This is a genomic window from Chryseobacterium sp. FH2 (genome assembly GCF_001045455.1).
GTDB lineage: Bacteria > Bacteroidota > Bacteroidia > Flavobacteriales > Weeksellaceae > Chryseobacterium.
In genome coordinates, this window is sequence record NZ_LFNE01000007.1 from 74,819 (window position 1) to 96,217 (window position 21,399).

18 protein-coding genes, 2 tRNA genes and 2 rRNA genes are annotated in these 21,399 nt (G+C 35.5%); 15 read left to right on the forward strand and 7 right to left on the reverse strand.

Going from position 1 to position 21,399, the window contains the following annotated elements; all coding sequences use genetic code 11:
• Nucleotides 1-200 precede the first annotated feature (200 nt).
• The 4 genes from ACM39_RS12040 to rrf all read left to right on the forward strand — a co-directional run bounded on the left by ACM39_RS12040 (nt 201) and on the right by rrf (nt 3,623).
• Nucleotides 201-274, forward strand: a tRNA-Ile gene (locus ACM39_RS12040).
• A gap of 100 nt (nt 275-374) precedes the next feature.
• Nucleotides 375-448, forward strand: a tRNA-Ala gene (locus tag ACM39_RS12045).
• Nucleotides 449-606: 158 nt separating this feature from the next.
• A 23S ribosomal RNA gene (locus tag ACM39_RS12050) occupies nt 607-3,359 on the forward strand.
• A gap of 156 nt (nt 3,360-3,515) precedes the next feature.
• Nucleotides 3,516-3,623: ribosomal RNA gene (gene rrf, locus ACM39_RS12055) — 5S ribosomal RNA — on the forward strand.
• 436 nt (nt 3,624-4,059) lie between these two features.
• Here the strand turns inward: rrf and ACM39_RS12060 are convergent.
• The 3 genes from ACM39_RS12060 to ACM39_RS12070 form a co-directional block, all read right to left on the reverse strand.
• A complete protein-coding gene (locus ACM39_RS12060) occupies nt 4,060-4,527 on the reverse strand; it encodes a VanZ family protein (RefSeq protein ID WP_082140585.1) in 468 nt (155 codons plus the stop codon).
• Between the two features lie 178 nt (nt 4,528-4,705).
• Nucleotides 4,706-6,334: an acyl-CoA carboxylase subunit beta gene (locus tag ACM39_RS12065; protein ID WP_048511301.1), complete on the reverse strand. Its 1,629-nt coding sequence runs from the start codon at nt 6,332-6,334 to the stop codon at nt 4,706-4,708.
• A 280-nt stretch (nt 6,335-6,614) separates the two neighbouring features.
• Entirely contained in the window at nt 6,615-7,409 is a 795-nt protein-coding gene (locus ACM39_RS12070; protein ID WP_048511302.1) for a TerC family protein, read from the reverse strand.
• Nucleotides 7,410-7,503: 94 nt separating this feature from the next.
• Here ACM39_RS12070 and ACM39_RS12075 point away from each other — a divergent pair, with 94 nt between their 5' ends.
• Genes ACM39_RS12075 through ACM39_RS12085 form a run of 3 tightly spaced genes read left to right on the forward strand, consistent with a single transcriptional unit; the run spans nt 7,504 to nt 10,263 of the window.
• Nucleotides 7,504-8,382: a DMT family transporter gene (locus ACM39_RS12075; RefSeq protein WP_048511303.1), complete on the forward strand. Its 879-nt coding sequence runs from the start codon at nt 7,504-7,506 to the stop codon at nt 8,380-8,382.
• A 12-nt stretch (nt 8,383-8,394) separates the two neighbouring features.
• Nucleotides 8,395-9,477, forward strand: coding sequence for a PorV/PorQ family protein (locus ACM39_RS12080; protein ID WP_048511304.1), 1,083 nt, complete (start codon nt 8,395-8,397; stop codon nt 9,475-9,477).
• 27 nt (nt 9,478-9,504) lie between these two features.
• Nucleotides 9,505-10,263 (forward strand): hypothetical protein, encoded by a 759-nt coding sequence (locus ACM39_RS12085; RefSeq protein WP_048511305.1) that lies wholly within the window; start codon nt 9,505-9,507, stop codon nt 10,261-10,263.
• A gap of 46 nt (nt 10,264-10,309) precedes the next feature.
• Here ACM39_RS12085 and ACM39_RS12090 read toward each other — a convergent pair whose 3' ends face one another.
• Nucleotides 10,310-10,723, reverse strand: a complete 414-nt coding sequence (locus tag ACM39_RS12090; protein WP_228377109.1) for a helix-turn-helix domain-containing protein — start codon at nt 10,721-10,723, stop codon at nt 10,310-10,312.
• A gap of 153 nt (nt 10,724-10,876) precedes the next feature.
• On the opposite strand from ACM39_RS12090, the gene ACM39_RS12095 reads away from it, so the two are divergent.
• The 4 genes from ACM39_RS12095 to ACM39_RS12110 all read left to right on the forward strand — a co-directional run bounded on the left by ACM39_RS12095 (nt 10,877) and on the right by ACM39_RS12110 (nt 13,496).
• A complete protein-coding gene (locus tag ACM39_RS12095; protein ID WP_048511307.1) occupies nt 10,877-11,134 on the forward strand; it encodes a hypothetical protein in 258 nt (85 codons plus the stop codon).
• Between the two features lie 12 nt (nt 11,135-11,146).
• A complete protein-coding gene (locus ACM39_RS12100) occupies nt 11,147-11,953 on the forward strand; it encodes a GLPGLI family protein (RefSeq protein WP_048511308.1) in 807 nt (268 codons plus the stop codon).
• Nucleotides 11,954-12,417: 464 nt separating this feature from the next.
• Complete coding sequence (locus ACM39_RS12105) at nt 12,418-12,642, forward strand: hypothetical protein (RefSeq protein ID WP_048511309.1); 225 nt, start codon at nt 12,418-12,420, stop codon at nt 12,640-12,642.
• Nucleotides 12,643-12,689: 47 nt separating this feature from the next.
• Entirely contained in the window at nt 12,690-13,496 is an 807-nt protein-coding gene (locus tag ACM39_RS12110; protein WP_048511310.1) for a GLPGLI family protein, read from the forward strand.
• Nucleotides 13,497-13,573: 77 nt separating this feature from the next.
• Here the strand turns inward: ACM39_RS12110 and uvrC are convergent, their stop codons facing one another.
• Complete coding sequence (gene uvrC, locus ACM39_RS12115) at nt 13,574-15,367, reverse strand: excinuclease ABC subunit UvrC (RefSeq protein ID WP_048511311.1); 1,794 nt, start codon at nt 15,365-15,367, stop codon at nt 13,574-13,576.
• Nucleotides 15,368-15,447: 80 nt separating this feature from the next.
• Complete coding sequence (locus tag ACM39_RS12120; RefSeq protein WP_117590746.1) at nt 15,448-16,212, reverse strand: hypothetical protein; 765 nt, start codon at nt 16,210-16,212, stop codon at nt 15,448-15,450.
• Between the two features lie 132 nt (nt 16,213-16,344).
• Here ACM39_RS12120 and hutH point away from each other — a divergent pair, with 132 nt between their 5' ends.
• The 4 genes from hutH to ACM39_RS12140 all read left to right on the forward strand — a co-directional run bounded on the left by hutH (nt 16,345) and on the right by ACM39_RS12140 (nt 20,509).
• Complete coding sequence (gene hutH / locus ACM39_RS12125) at nt 16,345-17,832, forward strand: histidine ammonia-lyase (protein WP_048511312.1); 1,488 nt, start codon at nt 16,345-16,347, stop codon at nt 17,830-17,832.
• A 67-nt stretch (nt 17,833-17,899) separates the two neighbouring features.
• A complete protein-coding gene (locus ACM39_RS12130) occupies nt 17,900-18,346 on the forward strand; it encodes a GNAT family N-acetyltransferase (protein ID WP_048511313.1) in 447 nt (148 codons plus the stop codon).
• 125 nt (nt 18,347-18,471) lie between these two features.
• The gene (locus ACM39_RS12135; RefSeq protein ID WP_048511314.1) at nt 18,472-19,968 is read left to right on the forward strand and encodes a S8 family peptidase; all 1,497 of its coding nucleotides are present in this window, start codon (nt 18,472-18,474) and stop codon (nt 19,966-19,968) included.
• A 271-nt stretch (nt 19,969-20,239) separates the two neighbouring features.
• Nucleotides 20,240-20,509: a hypothetical protein gene (locus ACM39_RS12140; RefSeq protein WP_048511315.1), complete on the forward strand. Its 270-nt coding sequence runs from the start codon at nt 20,240-20,242 to the stop codon at nt 20,507-20,509.
• A 51-nt stretch (nt 20,510-20,560) separates the two neighbouring features.
• On the opposite strand, the gene ygiD is transcribed toward ACM39_RS12140, so the two are convergent.
• Entirely contained in the window at nt 20,561-21,388 is an 828-nt protein-coding gene (gene ygiD / locus ACM39_RS12145; protein WP_048511316.1) for a 4,5-DOPA dioxygenase extradiol, read from the reverse strand.
• Nucleotides 21,389-21,399: the final 11 nt, after the last annotated feature.

Genomic DNA, 21,399 nt, shown 5'->3' on the forward strand with positions numbered 1-21,399 from the left:
ACAAAACAAACGGATACTATGTATCCATGTACTTGCTTAAAGTATAGCTTTAGTTTTTTATTTGGTTGATATATAAAAAAATACAAAACCCACTAGAAATTAGTAAAGGGATTGAGAGAGACAAAGAAGAAAGGAATTAGAGAAAAGACGGATATAGAAGTCTATTATCTATCACTCTATCGTCTTTACGTCTAACAGACAGTCTCGTAGCTCAGCTGGTTAGAGCGCTACACTGATAATGTAGAGGTCGGCAGTTCGAGCCTGCCCGAGACTACTAATTACAGGGAATTATAGATTAATAATTATAGATTTTAAATTATAAACAGATTGTTCATTTAAAATGTATCATTTAAGATTTAAAATTTCTGCTAGAGGGGGAATTAGCTCAGCTGGCTAGAGCGCCTGCCTTGCACGCAGGAGGTCAAGGGTTCGACTCCCTTATTCTCCACAGTTTTGGAAGACTGATTTAAAAGTTACGGATGGAGCCAAAAACAACATCTGTTCATCAGTTGGAAAAGAAGACATTAAGATCATTGACATTAACGGTAAAGACATCACAAAGAGAAAACCGAGCACTTATAAGTGCTTGAGTAACCTAAAAATAGGAAAGAAATCGTTAAGGGCGTATGGCGGATGCCTAGGCTTTCAGAGGCGAAGAAGGACGTGGTAAGCTGCGAAAAGCTGCGGGGATTGGCACACACGAATAGATCCGCAGATGTCCGAATGGGGCAACCCGTCATGTTGAAGACATGACATCCCTTAGGGGAAGCAAACCCGGAGAACTGAAACATCTAAGTACCCGGAGGAAAAGAAATCGAAGAGATTCCGTAAGTAGTGGCGAGCGAAAGCGGATTAGCCCAAAAGTCTTTATATATTTAGAAGAATGTTCTGGAAAGAACAGCCAAAGACGGTGATAGCCCGGTATTCGAAAGGTATATTAAGATGATAAATGAGTAGGGCGGGACACGTGAAATCCTGTCTGAATATGGGGGGACCATCCTCCAAGGCTAAATACTCCTGAAAGACCGATAGTGAACAAGTACTGTGAAGGAAAGGTGAAAAGCACTTCGAATAGAAGGGTGAAATAGAACCTGAAACCGTACGCCTACAAGCGGTCGGAGCCCACAAGTTGGGTGACGGCGTGCCTTTTGCATAATGAGCCTACGAGTTAATTTTACTAGCGAGGTTAAGTAATTAAGTTACGGAGCCGGAGCGAAAGCGAGTCTGAATAGGGCGCATAGTTAGTAGGATTAGACGCGAAACCTTGTGATCTACCCATGGGCAGGTTGAAGCTCTGGTAACACAGAGTGGAGGACCGAACCGGTTGACGTTGAAAAGTCTTCGGATGACCTGTGGGTAGGGGTGAAAGGCCAATCAAACTGGGAGATAGCTCGTACTCTCCGAAATGCATTTAGGTGCAGCGTCGCAAAAAAGTTTATTAGAGGTAGAGCTACTGATTGGATGCGGGGGTTTCACCACCTACCAATTCCTGACAAACTCCGAATGCTAATAAATGTTCTGCGGCAGTGAGGGCATGGGTGCTAAGGTCCATGTCCGAGAGGGAAAGAACCCAGACCAACAGCTAAGGTCCCCAAATATATGTTAAGTTGAAGCAACGCGGTTGGACTGCATTGACAGCTAGGATGTTGGCTTGGAAGCAGCCATTCATTTAAAGAGTGCGTAACAGCTCACTAGTCGAGCGGTCCGGCATGGATAATAATCGGGCATAAACATATTACCGAAGCTATGGATTTGTATTAATACATCTGGTAGGAGAGCATTCTGTCTGCGCCGAAGCAGTATCGTGAGGTATTGTGGAGCGGACAGAAAAGAAAATGTAGGCATAAGTAACGATAAAGGGGGCGAGAAACCCCCTCACCGAAAGACTAAGGTTTCCTCAGCCATGCTAATCAGCTGAGGGTTAGTCGGGACCTAACGCGAACCCGAAAGGGGTAGTGGATGGACAATGGGTTAATATTCCCATACTTGCTCACACTAAAAAGGGGACGGAGTGACGTAGCTACTGGAGACTGACGGAATAGTCAAGACCTAGCCTTCGGGCGAAGTTGTTGTAGTGAACTCGCTTCCAAGAAAAGCCGAAGTGAAGCAACCCGTACCAAAACCGACACAGGTGGTCGAGGAGAGAATCCTAAGGTGCTCGAGTGAGTCGTGGCTAAGGAACTAGGCAAAATAGTCTCGTAACTTCGGAAGAAGAGACGCCAGCAGCAATGCTGGCCGCAGTGAAGAGGCCCAGGCGACTGTTTATCAAAAACACAGGACTCTGCTAAATCGAAAGATGCTGTATAGGGTCTGACACCTGCCCGGTGCTGGAAGGTTAAGGAAGGTGCTTAGCGCAAGCGAAGGCATTGACTGAAGCCCCAGTAAACGGCGGCCGTAACTATAACGGTCCTAAGGTAGCGAAATTCCTTGTCGGGTAAGTTCCGACCTGCACGAATGGTGTAACGATCTGGGCACTGTCTCAGCCACGAGCTCGGTGAAATTGTAGTATCGGTGAAGATGCCGATTACCCGCAATGGGACGAAAAGACCCTGTGAACCTTTACTATAACTTCGTATTGACTTTGAGTAAGTAATGTGTAGGATAGGTGGGAGACTTTGAAGCCGGCACGCTAGTGTTGGTGGAGTCAACGTTGAAATACCACCCTTTACTTACTTGGAGCCTAACTTCTTTTAGAAGGACATTGCGTGGTGGGTAGTTTGACTGGGGTGGTCGCCTCCAAAAGAGTAACGGAGGCTTTCAAAGGTACCCTCAGCACGCTTGGTAACCGTGCGTAGAGTGTAATGGCATAAGGGTGCTTGACTGTGAGACCTACAAGTCGATCAGGTGCGAAAGCAGGACATAGTGATCCGGTGGTTCCGTATGGAAGGGCCATCGCTCATAGGATAAAAGGTACTCCGGGGATAACAGGCTAGTCTCCCCCAAGAGCTCACATCGACGGGGAGGTTCGGCACCTCGATGTCGGCTCGTCACATCCTGGGGCTGGAGAAGGTCCCAAGGGTTGGGCTGTTCGCCCATTAAAGTGGCACGCGAGCTGGGTTCAGAACGTCGTGAGACAGTTCGGTCTCTATCTATTGCGGGCGTTAGATGTTTGAGAGGGCTTGATTCTAGTACGAGAGGACCGAATTGAACAAACCTCTGGTGTATCAGTTGTACCGCCAGGTGCACCGCTGAGTAGCTACGTTTGGAAGAGATAAGCACTGAAAGCATATAAGTGCGAAACTCGCCTCAAGATGAGACATCTTTTAAGGGTCGTTGGAGATGACAACGTTGATAGGCTACAGGTGTAAAGGCAGTAATGTCATAGCCGAGTAGTACTAATTACCCGTAGATTTATAGCCTATTGGTTATTTTTAAAACAAGCCTTATAAGTGCATGAAAGGTTTTGTCTTTGTGAAAGTTTTTATCGATTAAACTTGTACAATGTAGGATGTACAACGTATAATGCAAATACATGGTACGTATTACACCCGACATGATACAATATATACAGCCTTTAGGGTGGTTTTAGCGGTGGGGCTCACCTGTTCCCATTCCGAACACAGAAGTTAAGCCCACCAGCGCCGATGGTACTGCGAAAGCGGGAGAGTAGGTCGCCGCCAGTTTTTATTTACAACTCCTTTATCGAAAGATAAAGGAGTTTTTTTTTTCCACAAAATAACGGAAATGACGAAAAACACAGAAAATACATAAAGTCTCATCCATATACCGGATGAGACTTTTTTTTGAGCTAAACTGTACAATCCCTGTATATCTATACCTTATCCTTCATCCTATTCACTTCAAAAGAATAAGTAACTATATAAGCTGCGAGTAATTTGCTAGAGGTTACTTTGACAAGTATGGGATGATTGTTAATTAAAATAATGGAAGACTTAGTTTTAATTCTAATATAGTAATTGAGTTTCGGTAGACGGAAAAGAATATCAATTGATATCTTTAATGATTGAGTAGGAATTAATACTTTTATCCTTAAATAAACCTAATAATAAAAAAACTCATTCTGAAATCAGAATGAGTTTTTTTATTATTAATTATAATTTAAGATGTTTGTATTTTATATTTTTTGTCATAAAGCCCAAAATGGAATCTGATATTTGCCAAATTCTTCCAAGTGGCGTATTTGAAGGTTACAAAGCCGATTATCATTCCTATAGTATTAAGAAAAACATCATCTACATCTGCAACTCCACGACCTGTATAGGACTGGGTAAGTTCGATTAATGTAATGGTAATTATAAATAGTAAAGTAATAAAAAAGAAATTATTCAACTTTCTGATACATAATCCTAACCAACCAAATGGGCTAAAAACAAAAACATTTCCGATTATATTGACAATGAAGTCTTTTTCCCCCACATGGCTATCAGTAAAAAAGATGCGGATAGTATTAAAGGGTGTTAATTGTAAATAAGAACAATCTGAAGCTTCTCTTCCAGAGCCAAAGAACATCATGTACAATAAAAATATAGCGTATACAGAGATTAGTACTGCAAAGTATTTTTTCATAGGTTTCCTTTTGGGATTAGTAATAAAAAAGTTTGTAGTGCTATTAGTTTTTAAGTTTAGATTAACAACAAAAATCTTACCTTAATAGTATGTCGTTTAGAAAGTTTATGTTTCTTTAATATTTTTTAACATAAAAAAGCCTTACTTAAAGTAAGGCAAGATATTTTTTATTTAATTATCAAACTTGAATAACACCCAAATTAAATTTTTCTGTTATCGGAGAATGATTTGCTGCTTCAATTCCCATAGAAATCCACTTTCGGGTATCAGTAGGATTTATAATAGCATCTGTCCAAAGTCTTGCAGCAGCATAGGTAGATTCTGTTTGTTTTTGATATCTTTTTGAGATTGTATCTAAAATTTCGTTATGTTCTTCTTCTGTAATTTCTTTTCCCTGTTTTTTCAAGGTAGATTCCTGAATCTGCGCTAAAACTTTTGCCGCTTGAGATCCCCCCATTACTGCTAAATCTGCCCATGGCCAGGCTACAATTAATCTTGGGTCATAAGCTTTTCCACACATTGCATAATTTCCGGCTCCATAAGAATTTCCTGTAATAATTGTGAACTTAGGAACTACAGAATTAGCAACTGCATTTACCATTTTTGCGCCGTCTTTTATAATGCCGCCGTGTTCAGATTTTGAGCCGACCATAAATCCTGTTACATCTTGTAAGAAAATTAGAGGAATTTTTCGCTGATTACAATTAGCAATAAACCTTGTTGCTTTATCTGCTGAATCAGAATAAATTACCCCTCCAAACTGCATTTCACCTTTACCGCTTTTTACCAGTTTTCTCTGGTTTGCAACGATTCCTACGGACCAGCCGTCAATTCTTGCGGTTGCACAAACGATACTTTTGCCATAATCAGATTTATATTCTTCATATTCAGAATTGTCAACTAAACATTTAATAATTTCATAGGTATCATATTGTTCGGTTCTTGAAACCGGCATGATTCCGAAAATATTTTCAGGTTTTTCTTTTGGAGGAAAACTTTCGATTCTGTCAAATCCTGCTTTTTCAGTACTTCCGATAGATTTCATAATATTTTTAATTCTATCCAAAGCATCTTTATCATCCTTAGCTTTATAATCTGTTACACCTGAAATAGAGCAGTGTGTAGTTGCCCCGCCCAAAGTTTCATTATCAATACTTTCTCCAATGGCTGCTTTCACCAAATAGCTTCCTGCCAGGAAAATAGAGCCTGTTTTATCAACAATCATGGCTTCATCGCTCATAATCGGCAGATAAGCTCCTCCAGCAACACAACTGCCCATAACAGCAGAAATCTGGATGATTCCCATTGAGCTCATTTTAGCATTATTTCTGAAAATACGTCCAAAATGTTCTTTATCAGGGAAAATTTCGTCCTGCATAGGTAAATATACACCTGCAGAATCAACCAAATAAATAATCGGGAGTTTATTTTCCATGGCGATTTCCTGAGCTCTCAAATTTTTCTTTCCAGTAATAGGAAACCAAGCTCCAGCCTTTACAGAGGCATCATTGGCAACAACTAAGCATTGTCTGCCGGAAACGTATCCCATAACGACAACCACGCCACCACTTGGGCAGCCACCGTGTTCAGGATACATTTCATAACCTGCAAATGCACCTATTTCTATGGAATCTGAATTTTTATCGAGAAGGTATTCAATTCTTTCTCTTGCAGTCATTTTTCCTTCGTCACGAAGCTTTTGAAGTCTTTTTTCGCCACCCCCTTTTTTTATTTCGGAAAGAAGGCGATTTATTTCTGATAATTTTAATCTGTTTTGATCTTCTCGTTTGTTGAATTCAATGTCCATAAAACTTTCACTTTTTATGGCTAAAGATACTATTTTTAAAAGGATTTTAGATTGAATTAAAACGAGTGTTTAATTTGTTGGTTTTCAGAAATTTGTGAAATATTTAACAAAAAAATATTTTTAAATGTTTGATATTTTTTCTAACTTTACACAAGAGTAGTAGAGATAATAATCTCTATAATTATACTCTAAGTTCCTAGTTTATTTTTTTAATAGTTTATTATTTGAAGGCCCTGAAAGTTGAACAAATTTTCAGGGTTTTTTATTTTAATTTATTAATTTAAGAAGATGATTTGGGTCTTTTCCGCATTTTCATGTTAATAAATTCTACCATCAAGGAGAAAAAAATGGCAAAATAAAGATAGCCTTTTGGGATAACTCCGACTTCCTGACCAAATAAACTGAAATGTCCCAAATGAGAAGATTCTGCCAACAGCATTACACCAATTAAAATTAAAAAAGAAAGTCCTAAAATCTGAATCGTAGGATGTTCGTTAACGAATTTACTCACAGGTCCGGCAAAAAGCATCATGATAATAATTGAGAAAACTACTGCCAACATCATAATGGCTAAAGCTCCTTCATCTCCAAATTCTTTAAAACTTACCAAACCTACAGCTGTCAAAATACTGTCGAAAGAAAAAACTAAATTTAAAATGGCAATTTGAAAAACGGCTCCCCAAATAGAGGTTTTACCGGCGGAGATATCGGTTTGCTCTTCTCCTTCAATTTTGTGATGGATTTCTGAAACAGATTTATATAAAAGAAAGAGTCCTCCGAGAAAAATGATAATTGACTGACCTGTAACATAGCCGTGAAACCAAGTCTGGTTAATATAAAATAAAGGTTGATTGAGACTTACAACCCACTGGATTCCGAAGAGTAATGCAATTCTAAACAGCATTGCCAGGAAAAGCCCCGTATTACGTGCTTTTCTTTGATTTTGTTGAGGAATTTTATTAGAAACAATGGAAATGAAAACAATATTGTCAATTCCCAAAACAATTTCCAAAAAAGTCAGGGTAAGTAGTGCGAACCAGGCATTTGCGGAAGAAAATACTTCTAAAAATTCCATAAGTGCATTTTATTTATAGTAAATTTATGTTTTTTATAAGATTTGTGAAAGCTATTTGTAAATTTGCATGTTAAAAATTTAAAAGAAGTAGGATATGCATAAATTAGCGCTTTTCAGGTTGCATTTGATTGTTTTTTTGTGGGGGTTTACTGCAATTCTGGGAAAACTGATTCATGCAAATGCTCAGATTCTGGTTTTTTACAGAATGCTTTTTGCCGCAATTTTTCTTTTTGCTTTTATAAGAATCTATAAAAAAGAAAGCATAAAAGTTTCAAAGAAAATTTTTTTCCAATTGACAGCAATCGGTTTTGCAATGGCGCTCCATTGGTATTGTTTCTTTTATTCAATTAAAGTTTCCAATGTTTCCATAGCATTAAGCTGTTTGTCATTATCCACACTATTTGCTTCAGTTTTAGAGCCTATTATTTTTAAACGGAAAATTGATATTTCTGAAGTAATAATGGGCGTGGTAATTGTCGCATGTATTTTATTAATCTTTAAAACTGAATTCCAATATAAGGAAGGAATTTTTTACGGGGTCTTGTGTGCAATTTTCGGAACTGTATTTTCTGTTTTTAATGGTAAGATGTTTGGCAAAACGAGCTCTGGAAACATTATTTTTTATGAAATTTTCTGTGGATGGTCTATTTTGTTGGTATTTTATGTGTTTTCGGGACAAATTTTTCAGATGAATGAAATAAGTTATAGAGATATTGCGTTAATATGCTTGTTGGCAAGTGTTTTCACCGCTTTCCCGATGCTGGAATCGGTCAATTTGATGAAATATATTTCGCCCTTTACATTAATTTTAACAGTTAATTTAGAACCAGTTTACGGAATTATACTAGCTTTTTTTATCTTTGGGGAATCAGAACACATGAGCTATATTTTTTATGTAGCATCAGGGGTGATGATATTGGCAATCATTGCCAATGCATTAATAAAAGCTAAGAAACAAAAAAAATTAAATTAAGCATCGAGTTATATGATGAAAAAATATCTTTTGCTTGTGTTTTCGGTTCTATTCGGAATATCGCAGGCTCAAATTATCAGAAAATATTCCAATGAATTTTTAAATATTGGAGCCGGAGCAAGAGGTCTTGCAATGGGAGGTGCGGTAATCTCCAATCAGGATGATGTGTACTCCCCGATGTGGAACCCGGCTGGCCTGATGGCTATTCAAAAAGATTGGCAGGGAGCGGCAATGCATGCAGAATATTTTGAATCAATCGCAAAATATGATTATCTGGCTTATGCGAAAGTCTTGGAAACGGGAGTTTTCGGAGTTTCTGTGGTAAGGCTTGGGGTAGATAACATTTTGAATACAACTCAGATGATCGATCCGGAAGGAAATATTGATTATGATAAAATTACAAAATTTTCTCAATCTGACTATGCTGCTATTCTTTCTTATGCATTTAATCCCGGTGGAAATCAAAGGCTGGATGTAGGGATTAATGCAAAGTTGGTTTACAGAAATGTGGGGAAATTTGCGAACGGGTACGGATTTGGTTTTGATATCGGAGCTATTTATAAAATGGACAACGGTTGGAAACTGGGCGGTATGCTGAGAGATGCAACAACGACGGTCAACTTTTGGAGTGTAAATCAAAAGGAACTTTCTACGATTGTAAACGGAGAAGAATTTAACCCTGCTCCAAAAGATAAAATGGAACTTACAATGCCTAAACTGAATGTGGGAGCCAGTAAAATTTTTGAGATAAACAGCAGTGTATATGTTTTGCCTGAAGCTGGGCTTAATATAGATTTTGCTAAAACAGCAGCTCTTATATCTTCAGATATTGCAAGTATTACTCCTTATGCAGGAGCAGAATTGGGGTATCAAAAAATGATTTTTGTGAGATTAGGGGTCAACAGATTTCAGTCGATTACAGATATTGAAGATCTTAAAAGAAAAGTTTCTTTTCAGCCAAGTGCGGGTATCGGGATTAGGTACAGAGGCTTAACATTAGATTATGCCATTACAAATTCAGGAATTGGAGGTTCTAATTTCTATTCAAATTTCTTTTCTCTAAAATTGGATATGGGAGAATTTAGAAATGATTAATTTTAAAATATTCAAAATAATATTTTCATGAAAAAGATTTCAGTTTTGCTATTTACGTTTTGTCTGACGGTAGTCTTTGGGCAAAAGGTTTCTGATTATAAATATATTTCTGTACCGGAAAAATTTAAAGGATTTAATGAAGATTACGGGTTGGAAAATTTTCTATCAAAAGCTTTAATAGGAAAGAAATACGTTGTCATATCTGAAAATAAGGATAAATGGCCATCAGAAGTTAATAATCCTTGTAGTGTTGCTAAAGCAGAGGTTTTAAATAGCAGCAGTTTTTTAAAAAACAAAGTTTCTGTGCAGTTTAAAGACTGTAATGATAAAATAATATCTGAAACAAAAGGAAGCTCAAGCATTAAAGAATTTGAAACAGGATATCCGGATGCTTTAAAGCAAGCCCTGATTACGGTTCCTTCTTCTAACCCCACAACAAATAATCTGGCTATCCAAGCAGAAAATAGAGAAACTATAACAACTACAGTTGATACTAAAACAGCCGAAAATGTAAATATTTCAAATGCTGAAGCTACTGCAACAAAATACAGTAATGGTAAAATAACATTACAGAAAATACAGTTAGATAATAATCAATTTATTTTGGCTGATGGAAATAGTTCTGTTCCATATGCAACGTTCAGAAGTACAACTAAAAAAGATGTTTTCAGAGTGAGACTGGCAAATGGAGAATCTACAATCGGTTATTTTGAGAATGGCAACATTATCATTGAAATTCCTCAGGCAAACGGAGAATATTCTAAAGAGGTTTTTTTAGGAAAATAGAATTTAGATAGAAATATAAAGTAAAAGGTCAGAGTTTTTCTGACCTTTAATTTTTTAACAGTTTTTCTATTAGTATATTCTGGTTTTCCATTAGCCTGGCTATTTGATCCTGCTGTTGGGAAATCTGATTTTGATTTTTTATTACACTTTCTAATAATTCAGGAGGAGCCATATTGTTGATAGTAGAATAATATTGTTGAGAGCTATTATCATTAAAAATAGGATTGTTAGTAACAATATTATGATCCTTAGAATCCAGTAAAGAGTATAAATCTAAATCATAAGCTTCTGAAATTCTCAAAAGATTTTCGGTAGTAGGTTTAGCCTGATCTGTCTCCCAAAGATGGTAAGCAGGTTGGGAAACCTTCAAACGGTCAGCAATTTCTGCTTGTGACCAGTTTCTGGTGTGTCTTAAATTTCTAAGCTTTACTCCTAAAGTCATCTGTTTTCTTTTCTTCAAAATTAATAAACTTTTTAAGATTATAAGATCATTTATTGATTTTATAAGAAAACTTATCAAAACTTCATATTGTTGTGTTTTATTTTTGAGGAAAGTTTTCGCGAAATACTTTGGTGAACAAAAATTTATTTTAACTTTAAAATTCAAAAACGTATGAAAAAATTTATTTTAATGACAGCATTAGGAATTGCAGGTTTAGTAAGTGCAAAAAACTCTGTTGAAACTTTAAAAAACAAAGAAGAAAAAAGAGAAAACAAATCCGAAGAAGAGACAAAAAAATTAGTGGACAATTGTTATACAATTACTTATGTATTATCTTGTGGAGATATAGGAGACAGCTACTGCACAAGTTGGCCAAAAAGCTGTATCCCGAAACAGCATGCTTTATTGGAAGAAGTTATATGCCACTAATCGATCAGATAAATGAAGAAAAATATTTTTTTATATTTTCTGTTAATTTATGGATTTTATTTTGGACAAAATAAGATCAATGTTGACAGCTCTTACATTATTTGTAAGTATCATACTGTATTTTTAACGGATACGGCAGATATAACTACAAAGAAAGAGGAAATTATGACTTTACAAATTGGGAAAAATACCTCATTGTTCAAGAGTGATCAAAAATATATCGCTGACTCCTTACGAGAAAAAGCTGTTGACGAAGGGCTAAAGAATGTAGTTGGTAACAATATCATTATAGATGGTAGAAAAATACCTAAAGCTAATTTCTTTCAAGAGGTATATATTAAAGATGGCAAAGTCAGAATTTATGACAAGGTTTTTGATTTTGTCTATGAATTTGAACCTGTCAATAAAATGCAGTGGGCTCTTCTTAATGAAACAAAGGTTATAAGCAATTATAATTGTAAGAAAGCTACTGGAATATACGGAAACAGAAAATGGGTAGCTTGGTATACTGATGAAATTACGATTTCCGAAGGTCCGTATAATTTTAAAGGTTTACCGGGATTGATTGTGGAAATTTATGATGAAAAAGATTTTTATCATTTTACACTTAATTATCTTAAAAAATCTAAGACTCCTATTAATATTCCCGATTTTTCTATTCAGACTACATTTGCAAAGTTTGATGAAAAGAGAAAGGATTTCAGAGAAAACCCACTACCATATGTGAACCAGATCATGCACAATCCTATTTCTATTGACAAAAATCAACAAGAAAATATAAAAAGAAATATAAGAAGAAGAAACAATTATCTGGATTAGTCTTTAGATTAAAATTTGAAACTTCCACAATATTGTGGAAGTTTCTCTGTGTAAAATATCATTTTTTATTTTAATTTTAAAATTCAAAAATGGATGAAAAAGATATTTAATGGAAGATTGGAATCAATGAATGCTTATTATTGTTAATATGGTAAGAATAATATTTTTAATATTATTGATAAAAGGAATTATAATTCAGTCTCAGAATACCCAAAAGTATTCTGAGATTATGATTATGACAAATTAAGGGTGTATGATAAATTATAGCTAATAATAATTATTTTTCATTTGAAATAGCTGATAAAATAATCTGGCAGATAACTAATGAATATGAAGACGTGAATCATTACAGATGTAGCAAAGCATAGGTAAATATGGGAAAAAAACTTATACAGCATGGTTTTTTGAAGAAATTCCAATTCCTGAAGGCCCTTATACGTTTAAAGGATTAATTATAAAATTATATGATGAAAAAAAATATTATATTTTTGATAGGACTTGAAAAAAAGAAAATGCCGATTGTGTCCATAAATAATGTTGTAAATACAACGAAAGAAAAGTTTAGTAAAGCCAGACAGGAAGATAATGCTGTGAATGCTACAAAAAGAATAGTGCACAGAGAGATTCCAAAAGAAGATCAGGAATTAATAAAAGTTAATATGAATAGAAAAAACAACTATATTGATTAGTTTTATTCATATAGAAAAAGCTACATGATATTAATTGATTAGGATAAATGAAGAAAAATATTTTTTTATATTTTCTGTTGCTTTATGGGTTTTATTTTGGACAAAATAAGATAAGCGTCGACAGCTCTTATATTACATGTAAATATCATACTGTATTTTTAAAGGATACAACGGATATGACTACAAAGAAAGAGGAAATCATGACTTTACAAATCGGTAATAATGTTTCTTTATTTAAAAGTGATCAAAAACATATTACAGATTCTTTACAGGAGAAATCTTTAGATGAAAGTATACGGAATGCTGTAAATGGACATATTGTTGTCAATTTTGGTAAGATACCCAAATCTAATTTTTTTCAGGAAGTGTATTCTAAAAATAATAAAATCAAAATTTTTGATCAAGTATTAAAGTATGTCTACGCGTTTGAACCTGTCAATAAAATGCAGTGGACTCTTCTTAATGAAAGAAAGGTTATAAGCAATTATAATTGTAAGAAAGCTATTGGAGTATACGGAAACAGAAAATGGGTAGCTTGGTATACTGATGAAATTACGATTTCCGAAGGTCCGTATAATTTTAAAGGTTTACCGGGATTGATTGTGGAAATTTATGATGAAAAAGATTTTTATCATTTCACTTTACAGTATTTGAGAAAAGTAAAAACTCCTATTTTACCAATTAACTTTTTTATTGATACTTCTTTTGAAAAGTTTAATGAAAAAAGGAGAGATGTGAGGGATAATCCGGTACAATATCTCAATGAAATAATGAATAATCCTATAGCCGTTGACAAAAAGATGGAAGAAGATATGAAAAGAAATGCAAAAAGAAGAAACAATTATCTGGATTAGTCTTTTTAGATTGAAATTAAAAACTTCCACAATACAATATTGTGGAAGTTTCTTTATGTAAGAAGGATAAAAGTTTATTAAGACTGGTTAAAAAACTTCCAAACAATTTTTGCCTTGCTCTTTCCTAAAATTTCCTCTAAAGTTTCTAAATTGGATTCTTTTACACGTTTTACAGATTTTAATTTAGATAAAAGCAATTCAATTGTTTTCCCGCCAACTCCGGGAATTTCTTCCAGTTCAGATTTTATGGTTGAATTTTTTCTTCTTGTCCTGTGATGCCTCACCCCGAAACGGTGTGCTTCATCCCTTACTCTTTGCAGGATTTTTAAGGTTTCAGATTTTTTATCTAAATATAACGGGATTGGATCTTCCGGAAAGAAAATTTCTTCTAGCCGTTTCGCAATTCCTACAATGGTAATCTTTCCATAAAGCCCGAGCAACCTTAAACTCTTCACCGCAGATGATAATTGCCCTTTCCCACCATCAATCAGAATTAGCTGAGGAAGATTTTCTCCCTCATCCAGCATTCTTTTGTAACGGCGATAAATCACCTCTTCCATCGTTGCAAAGTCATTGGGGCCTTCTACTGTTTTCGGATGGAAAATTCTGTAATCTGCTTTGCTTGGTTTCCCGTCTTTGAAAACTACACAGGCCGAAACGGGATTTGTTCCCTGTATATTTGAGTTATCAAAACCTTCGATATGTCTCGGTTCTACAGGCATTCTCAAAAGCTTCTGCATTTCTGCCATGATTCTTTTGGTATGTCTTTCCGGATCCACAATCTGAACCTGTTTTAATTTTTCTAAACGATATTCTTTAGCATTTTTTTCTGAAAGCTCAACGATTCGTTTTTTATCTCCGACTTTTGGGACGATTAATTTCACATTCGGAATTTCAACAGACAAATGGAAAGGAAGCAGAACTTCTTTTGAATCCGACGAAAATTTTTGACGAATTTCAATTAAAGCCTCTTCCATAATATCTTCATCACTTTCCTCAAGAATTTTTTTGATTTCTGTAGTGAAACTCTGAATAATATTTCCGTTTCTGATTTTAAAGAAATTCACATAAGCTGCCGTTTCATCACTTGTCATTCCGAAGACATCCACATCATCAATACTTGGATTTACAACCGTGTTTTTAGCCTGATAATCTTCTAAAATATCCAGTCTTTCCTTGATAAACTGTGCCTGTTCAAACTGTAGATTGGAAGCATGCTTCATCATCAGATTCACTAAATATTCTTTTGCCTTCCGGAAATCCCCCTTAATAATACCACGGATGGCATCTATTTTCTCATCATATTCTTCCTTGCTTTCTAAGCCTTCACAAGGCCCTTCGCAATTTTTAATATGATATTCCAGACAGACTTTATATTTTCCGTCATCAATTTTGGATGGAGCTAAGTTTAAATTACAGGTCCGAAGCTTATAAATATGTTTAATGGTATCCAGTAAAATCTTAGCAGGACGCACTTTTGCATAGGGACCATAATATTCTGATCCATCCCTGATTTTTGTTCTTGTGAGGAAAATTCTCGGAAAATCCTCATTTTTAATGCAAATCCAAGGATAGGTCTTGTCATCCTTTAACATCACATTGTAAAATGGCTGATGCTCTTTTATAAGGTTGTTTTCCAACAAAAGGGCATCGTATTCACTGTTTACAATCGTTGTTTCCAGCCGTTGGATTTTTCCGACCATTATTTTGATGCGATATCCTGAAAGATTTTTATTGAAATAGGAGAGAACCCTTTTTTTAAGATTTTTAGCCTTTCCGACATACAAAAGCTGTTCGTTTTTATCATAATAACGATAAACGCCGGGTTCGGATGGTAAAGTTTTAAGCTGTAATTCTAACGAAGGATTCATATAACAAAATTACAGAATTTAACGTCACAAAAAAAGCCATAGAAAATTCTATAGCTTTAAGATTTATACTAAAATTAAAATTACCCGTTAGTCATTTGAGTATATTCATTTACTAAAAAGCTGAAATAATCCCATTCTACAGATTTTTTAGGATATTTTTTCATGAAAGCAGCATTGTCTCCAAAAAGGAAATCATAATTGTCTTCAAAATCATCTTTGTGGAGCCACATTACTTTATTTCCTTTTTTCACATAGTAAGATTTGATAACGCCACCGCCTAACTGAGGCCCATAACCAAACGATACACCACTTGTTTCCTTTGCTCTAGGGTCATGATAAACGGCGATAATATCATCAAATCCAGGATTGATCACCTGCATCAGAAACTCTTTGTCGTCTTTTTTGTTCTTTAGCGAAACTGTTTGATTTACAAAATAAATACGGCCATTTGTAGCGCTTTTGTTTAAGCTTTTAGTTCCAAAATTTCGGATATTTCCCATATATTTTGCAACTTTTGCATATTTTTCTGCGTTGCTTGGGAAAACATACATTTCACTGATTTGTTCGGCATCAAAAGTCATTGCTTTTTTCGTGGCGCTGTCTTTTAGCAAAACTTCAAAAATTTGCCCTTTTTTCGTATCGATTTTGCTGCAGAAACCTTTGTAAGTATTTCCGTCTTTTAAAATAATTGTGGAAGTTTTCTTTGGAGACGGTGTATTGAATCCTTCATTGAAAAGGTACATTTCCATCTTTTTGATATCTTCTTTAGAATATTTTACTTTGTCCTGTGCAAAAACTGCAGTGCTTGCAAGACATAATGCAAGTAGTAAAGATTTAAGTTTCATAAGGTTTAGTTTTTTTATTTTAAGGTTGTAAAAGTAGTGATTTAAATTGCTTATTTGTAAAAAATTATGAAGCTTGAAAATTAGTTTTTCCAATTATTGTTAAATGCGTAATTTTAAGACAAAATTTTGAGAATGATATACGGTGTAGACGTTTTCAGTTTCCATGATGTGTTGGAAATCTGCAAAACTCCAAATAAAGCTAAGCTAAACAAGGCTGCGAAGGAGCAAATTTTAAAATCACAAAAAAATGTCCAGCAAATTGTAGCGTCAGACAGATGTGTTTATGGTATCAATACTGGTTTCGGCCCGCTTTGTGATACTAAAATTTCTGCTGACGAAACAGCCCAGTTACAATATAATTTGATTATTTCTCATGCCGTAGGTGTGGGGAAACCTATTGATAAAGAATTTTCAAAAATCATGATGATTGCGAAAGTTCATGCCTTGTCAAAAGGATTTTCGGGAGTTTCTCTTGAGGTGATTGAGAGAATGATTGTAATGTTGGAAAAAGACATTATTCCTGTAGTTCCGGAACAAGGATCTGTGGGGGCTTCGGGAGACCTGGCTCCGTTGGCTCATTTGGTTTTACCACTTTTGGGATTAGGTAAAGTTTGGGTTGGAAATGAAATCTTTGAAACGGCTGAAATTTTAGAGAAAAATAACCTTGATCCCCTGACTTTAGGCCCGAAGGAAGGTTTAGGATTGATTAATGGGACTCAGTTTATCCTTTCGCATGCTATTAAAGGATTAGAAAAATTTGAATATTTGTTGGATTTAGCAGATATGGCGGCTGCAATGAGCCTTGAAGCATACAGAGGTTCGGAAAGTCCGTTTAAAAAAGAACTTCACGATATCAGGCCATTTGAAGGGAGCAAAAAAGTGGCAGCCAGGATGCTGAAATTCCTGAAAGGTTCTGAAAATATGAAAGCTCATGAAGATTGTGAGAGAGTGCAGGATCCTTATTCGATGAGATGTGTTCCGCAGGTTCACGGAGCGAGCAGAAACGCTTTTGAACATCTTAAAATGATGGCGGAAACGGAATTGAACTCGGTGACGGATAATCCAATTGTTTTAAGTGCTGAAGAATCAATTTCCGGAGGAAATTTTCATGGACAATTGATGGCGCTGCCTTTAGATTATGCAACATTAGCTGCTGCTGAATTAGGAAATATTTCGGACAGAAGAAGTTATTTGTTATTGGAAGGAAAATACGGGTTGCCAAGGTTATTAACGGAAAGCTCAGGGCTGAATTCAGGATTTATGATTCCTCAATATACTTCTGCAGCGTTGGTAACGGAAAATAAAACATTATGTTTCCCGGCTTCGGCGGATTCAATTCCCACGAGTTTAGGACAGGAAGATCATGTTTCGATGGGAAGTATTTCCGGAAGAAAATTTAATCAGGTTCTTGGAAATTTGGTTAATATTTTATCGGTTGAATTAATGTTTGCTGCACAGGGTTTAGAATTCAGAAGACCTGCAAAATGTTCAAAAATCATTGAAGAAAATTATTCAATTCTTCGTTCAAAAGTTGCAAAACTTGAAGAAGACCGATTGATTGGCGAAGATATGCTGGCAATCGCAGAATTGATTAACGAAAGAAAGTTTATTGTAAACTAATATAAAACGGAAGCTCCTTAAAAGGGAGCTTTTATTTTTAATGAAAATTTAAATAGTTAAATGAAAAATGGTAATCAAAAGAACAGATTCTTCAAACACGGATTTTCAAAATTTAGTTAAATTTCTTGATACCGATTTGGCAATACGTAATGGTGACGATCATGCATTTTATGATCAGTTCAATAAAATTGATATGATTAAAAACTGTGTTATTATTTATATCGATGAAGCTCCTGCAGCTTGCGGAGCTTTCAAAAAGTTTGGAGAAAATACTGTTGAAATCAAGAGAATGTATACCAATCCGAATTTTAGAAAGAGAGGTTTGGCAACGGCAATTGTAAAACAATTGGAAACCTGGGCTAAAGAAATTGGTTACAAAAAAGCTGTTTTGGAAAGCTCTTTAGAACAAAATGAAGCACTTTCTGTGTACGAAAAAAGTGGCTATCAAAGAATCCCAAACTACGGACAATATATCGGGATAGAAAAAAGCGTTTGTTACGAAAAGATGCTTTAGTATTCATATTCAATTTTGATATGGTTAATAAAAAATTGATATGCAGATAATATAAATTTAAAGTTCCATTATCTGTAATTCAATAGAAAGTGATATCTTGTATTAACTAATCAAAATTATATTATATGAATAAAAATGTATTTTACCTATTGATGCTGTTTTTCGTTTTTACTGCGTGTAGCAGGGAAGATCTTCAAAACAGTCCTGTTGAAATGGAAATTGCTCAAAAAGATCCTTTGAGCTCAAAACAGATCAACGAAAAAATTAACGAGACGATTAAAACCAAAGGAAAATTTTCCTGGAGTGGGTCTTCTGATCATTTTGTCTGGAGTGCTATTTTTCAGGGAAATAAAATTGCATCTATTGGTTTCGGCTCTTCTTTTGACAGAAGTTTAAACCCTGACAATGCCGCGATTGAAAACGAAATTTTAGATTTAATTAAAAAATACGAAGGAAAAACCGATAGAATTTTGTTGTCTTCGGATAAATTTTTAAATCAAATTGATGTTGCCATAGAAAAACAGGAAACTGTAATTGCACTTCGGAAAATGAAAAATATCCGTTACCTGGAACCCGCAGATTATCATTATTTTGAAAATGAAAATAAATTCAACGGAACTGCTAAATCAAGTGGTAGTTCTTCAGGTTGCGGATTTGAATCAACAGCTTTAAGTGCAACAGATTATACTACTGTAACACCAAATGCCAAAGCACCCTGGTCTTTTGCCCAACATAATATCACAAGCGCTTGGACTTACAGTACCGGAGCCGGAATTACTATTGGCGTGATTGACAGTGGCGTTTCACCGGAGCAAACTTTATTAGGAAGCAGTTTTAATAACGGGCTTTCATCAGGAAGAACAATTGCTAAAAACGGCGTGTATGTAGATTCTGTTTGGCCGTGGAGCACAGGTTATGATGGTTCTGCTGATCAATGTGGTCACGGAACAAGTATGGCTTCTGCGATAGCGGCTCCCCGAAATAATCAGGGACAACCTGTTGGGGTAGCTTATAATGCAAATTTGGTAACCTACCGGGCAGCTTCTAATGTTGTTTTAGATGGTTATCACGAACAAAACGGTGTGAAAATCGCCTTTACAGAATTAGGGAATAACACAAGTGTAAAAATCATTTCAATGTCAATGGGACATATTTTCTCTGTCGGAAAAATTGAAGATGGTGTAAAATATGCCTACTCCAAAGGAAAATTGATTTTCTGTGCCGGAGGAACTTCCACAAGCTTTACGAATTTCGTAGGAGTGATTTTCCCGGCTTGGATGCCTGAAACACAGGCTATCACAGGTGTGAAAGAAAACACATCTAACCAAAAATGTGACGTATGTCATTCAGGAGCTGAAATCGATTTTACCTATCAGATGGAAAGAGCTTCAGGAAATAATATTCCGGTATTGAGTTATTATAACGGGCAAACAGACTATGTTGGAGGTTCTTCTGTGGCAACTGCTTCTACAGCGGGAATTGCAGCTTTAGTTTGGTCTAAAAATCCATCATGGTCGAGAGATCAGGTGCTGAATAAAATGAGGCAATCTTCTACGTATTATCCAAATCCGAATTCTGACTATGGGTATGGTAATATTAACGTTTTACAGGCTGTTCAGTAAGATGATTTAGCTTAAAAATATTTTAAAATAAAAAAAGGGATGTTGCTTGTAAATAACATCCCTTTTTTTATTCATAGTTCTAATTTAATTTTATTAAGTATTTCTACCTAGGGTGAAAAATAAGTAAATATACTCTAACCGATTCACTTTGATTGTAATACCTTTGATATGTGATCACAATATAAAACTTATAACTATGGAGACCGGAAACCATTTAAACGGGGCGTAATCCGAAAAGCCAAAAGAGTAGGAGCCAAACAAAATATTAATCATGTCAACACAAGAATTAGTAGTAGGAGGATGGACAAAGTACCACGCCCTTACGCCAGAAGATCAAAAAGTATTTGATGAAGCAATGTACGGATTCGTAGGAGTAAAATATACACCTCAGGAAGTATCTACACAATTGGTAAACGGCACCAACTACCGTTACAGATGTGCAGCTTCTATGCCGCCTTCACAAGTAGTTTGGGAAGCAATTGTGGAAATTTATAAGCCTATTGAAGGTAAGCCGCATATTGTTTCTATTCATAAAATTTAAGAATATTTTGACTCATAAAAAATCGGAGGAGCTGCTCTTCCGGTTTTTTGTTTACCCGATTCTCACACTTGTCATACTTAGTGAACCACCAATTAATTCATCATTAAATAAAGCTAAATTTTCGGATTGATCTTTTAAACCTAAAGTATAAATCAATGGTAAATAATGATCTGGTGTAGGAATCGCATATTGCAGAGAAATTCCCTGTCTTTGATAATCAATTATATTCTGGAAATTTCCGTCAAGAAGCCAATTATTGGTTTTATCACGGGCTTCTATTGCCCAATCCCAGCCGGTTCCAACGGTATTGATGTTTCGCCAGTCAATCAATCTCAGGTTATGGATAATATTTCCGCTTCCGATTATTAAAATTCCTTTTTCACGAAGTTTATTTAATCTTTTAGCTAAATCAAAATGATATTGCGGAGGTTTTGTATAATCAATACTCAGTTGAATCACAGGAATATCCGCATTTGGGTACATATGTTTGATAACTGACCATGCACCGTGATCCAAACCCCAATTGTGATCTTCACCTACTTCAACCGGAGCTAAGAGTTCCACTGTTTCTCTTGCCAAATCGGGATTTCCCGGAGCAGGATATGCTACATCGAACAAAGCTTTTGGAAAACCTCCGAAGTCATGAATAGTTCTTGGCATATCCATCGCTGTAACGTATGTTCCCTGTGTATACCAGTGTGCAGAAATACATAAAATAGCATTTGGCTTTAGAATTTGGCTTGCTGCTTTTCGGAATCCCTGAACGAATTGATTTTCTTCAATGGCATTCATAGGCGAACCGTGTCCCAGAAATAAGACAGGCATCCTTTGAGTGTTTTCAAAATTTTCGCTTATGTTTTGTAAGTCGTTGAGGTTCATTTACTGAAGAT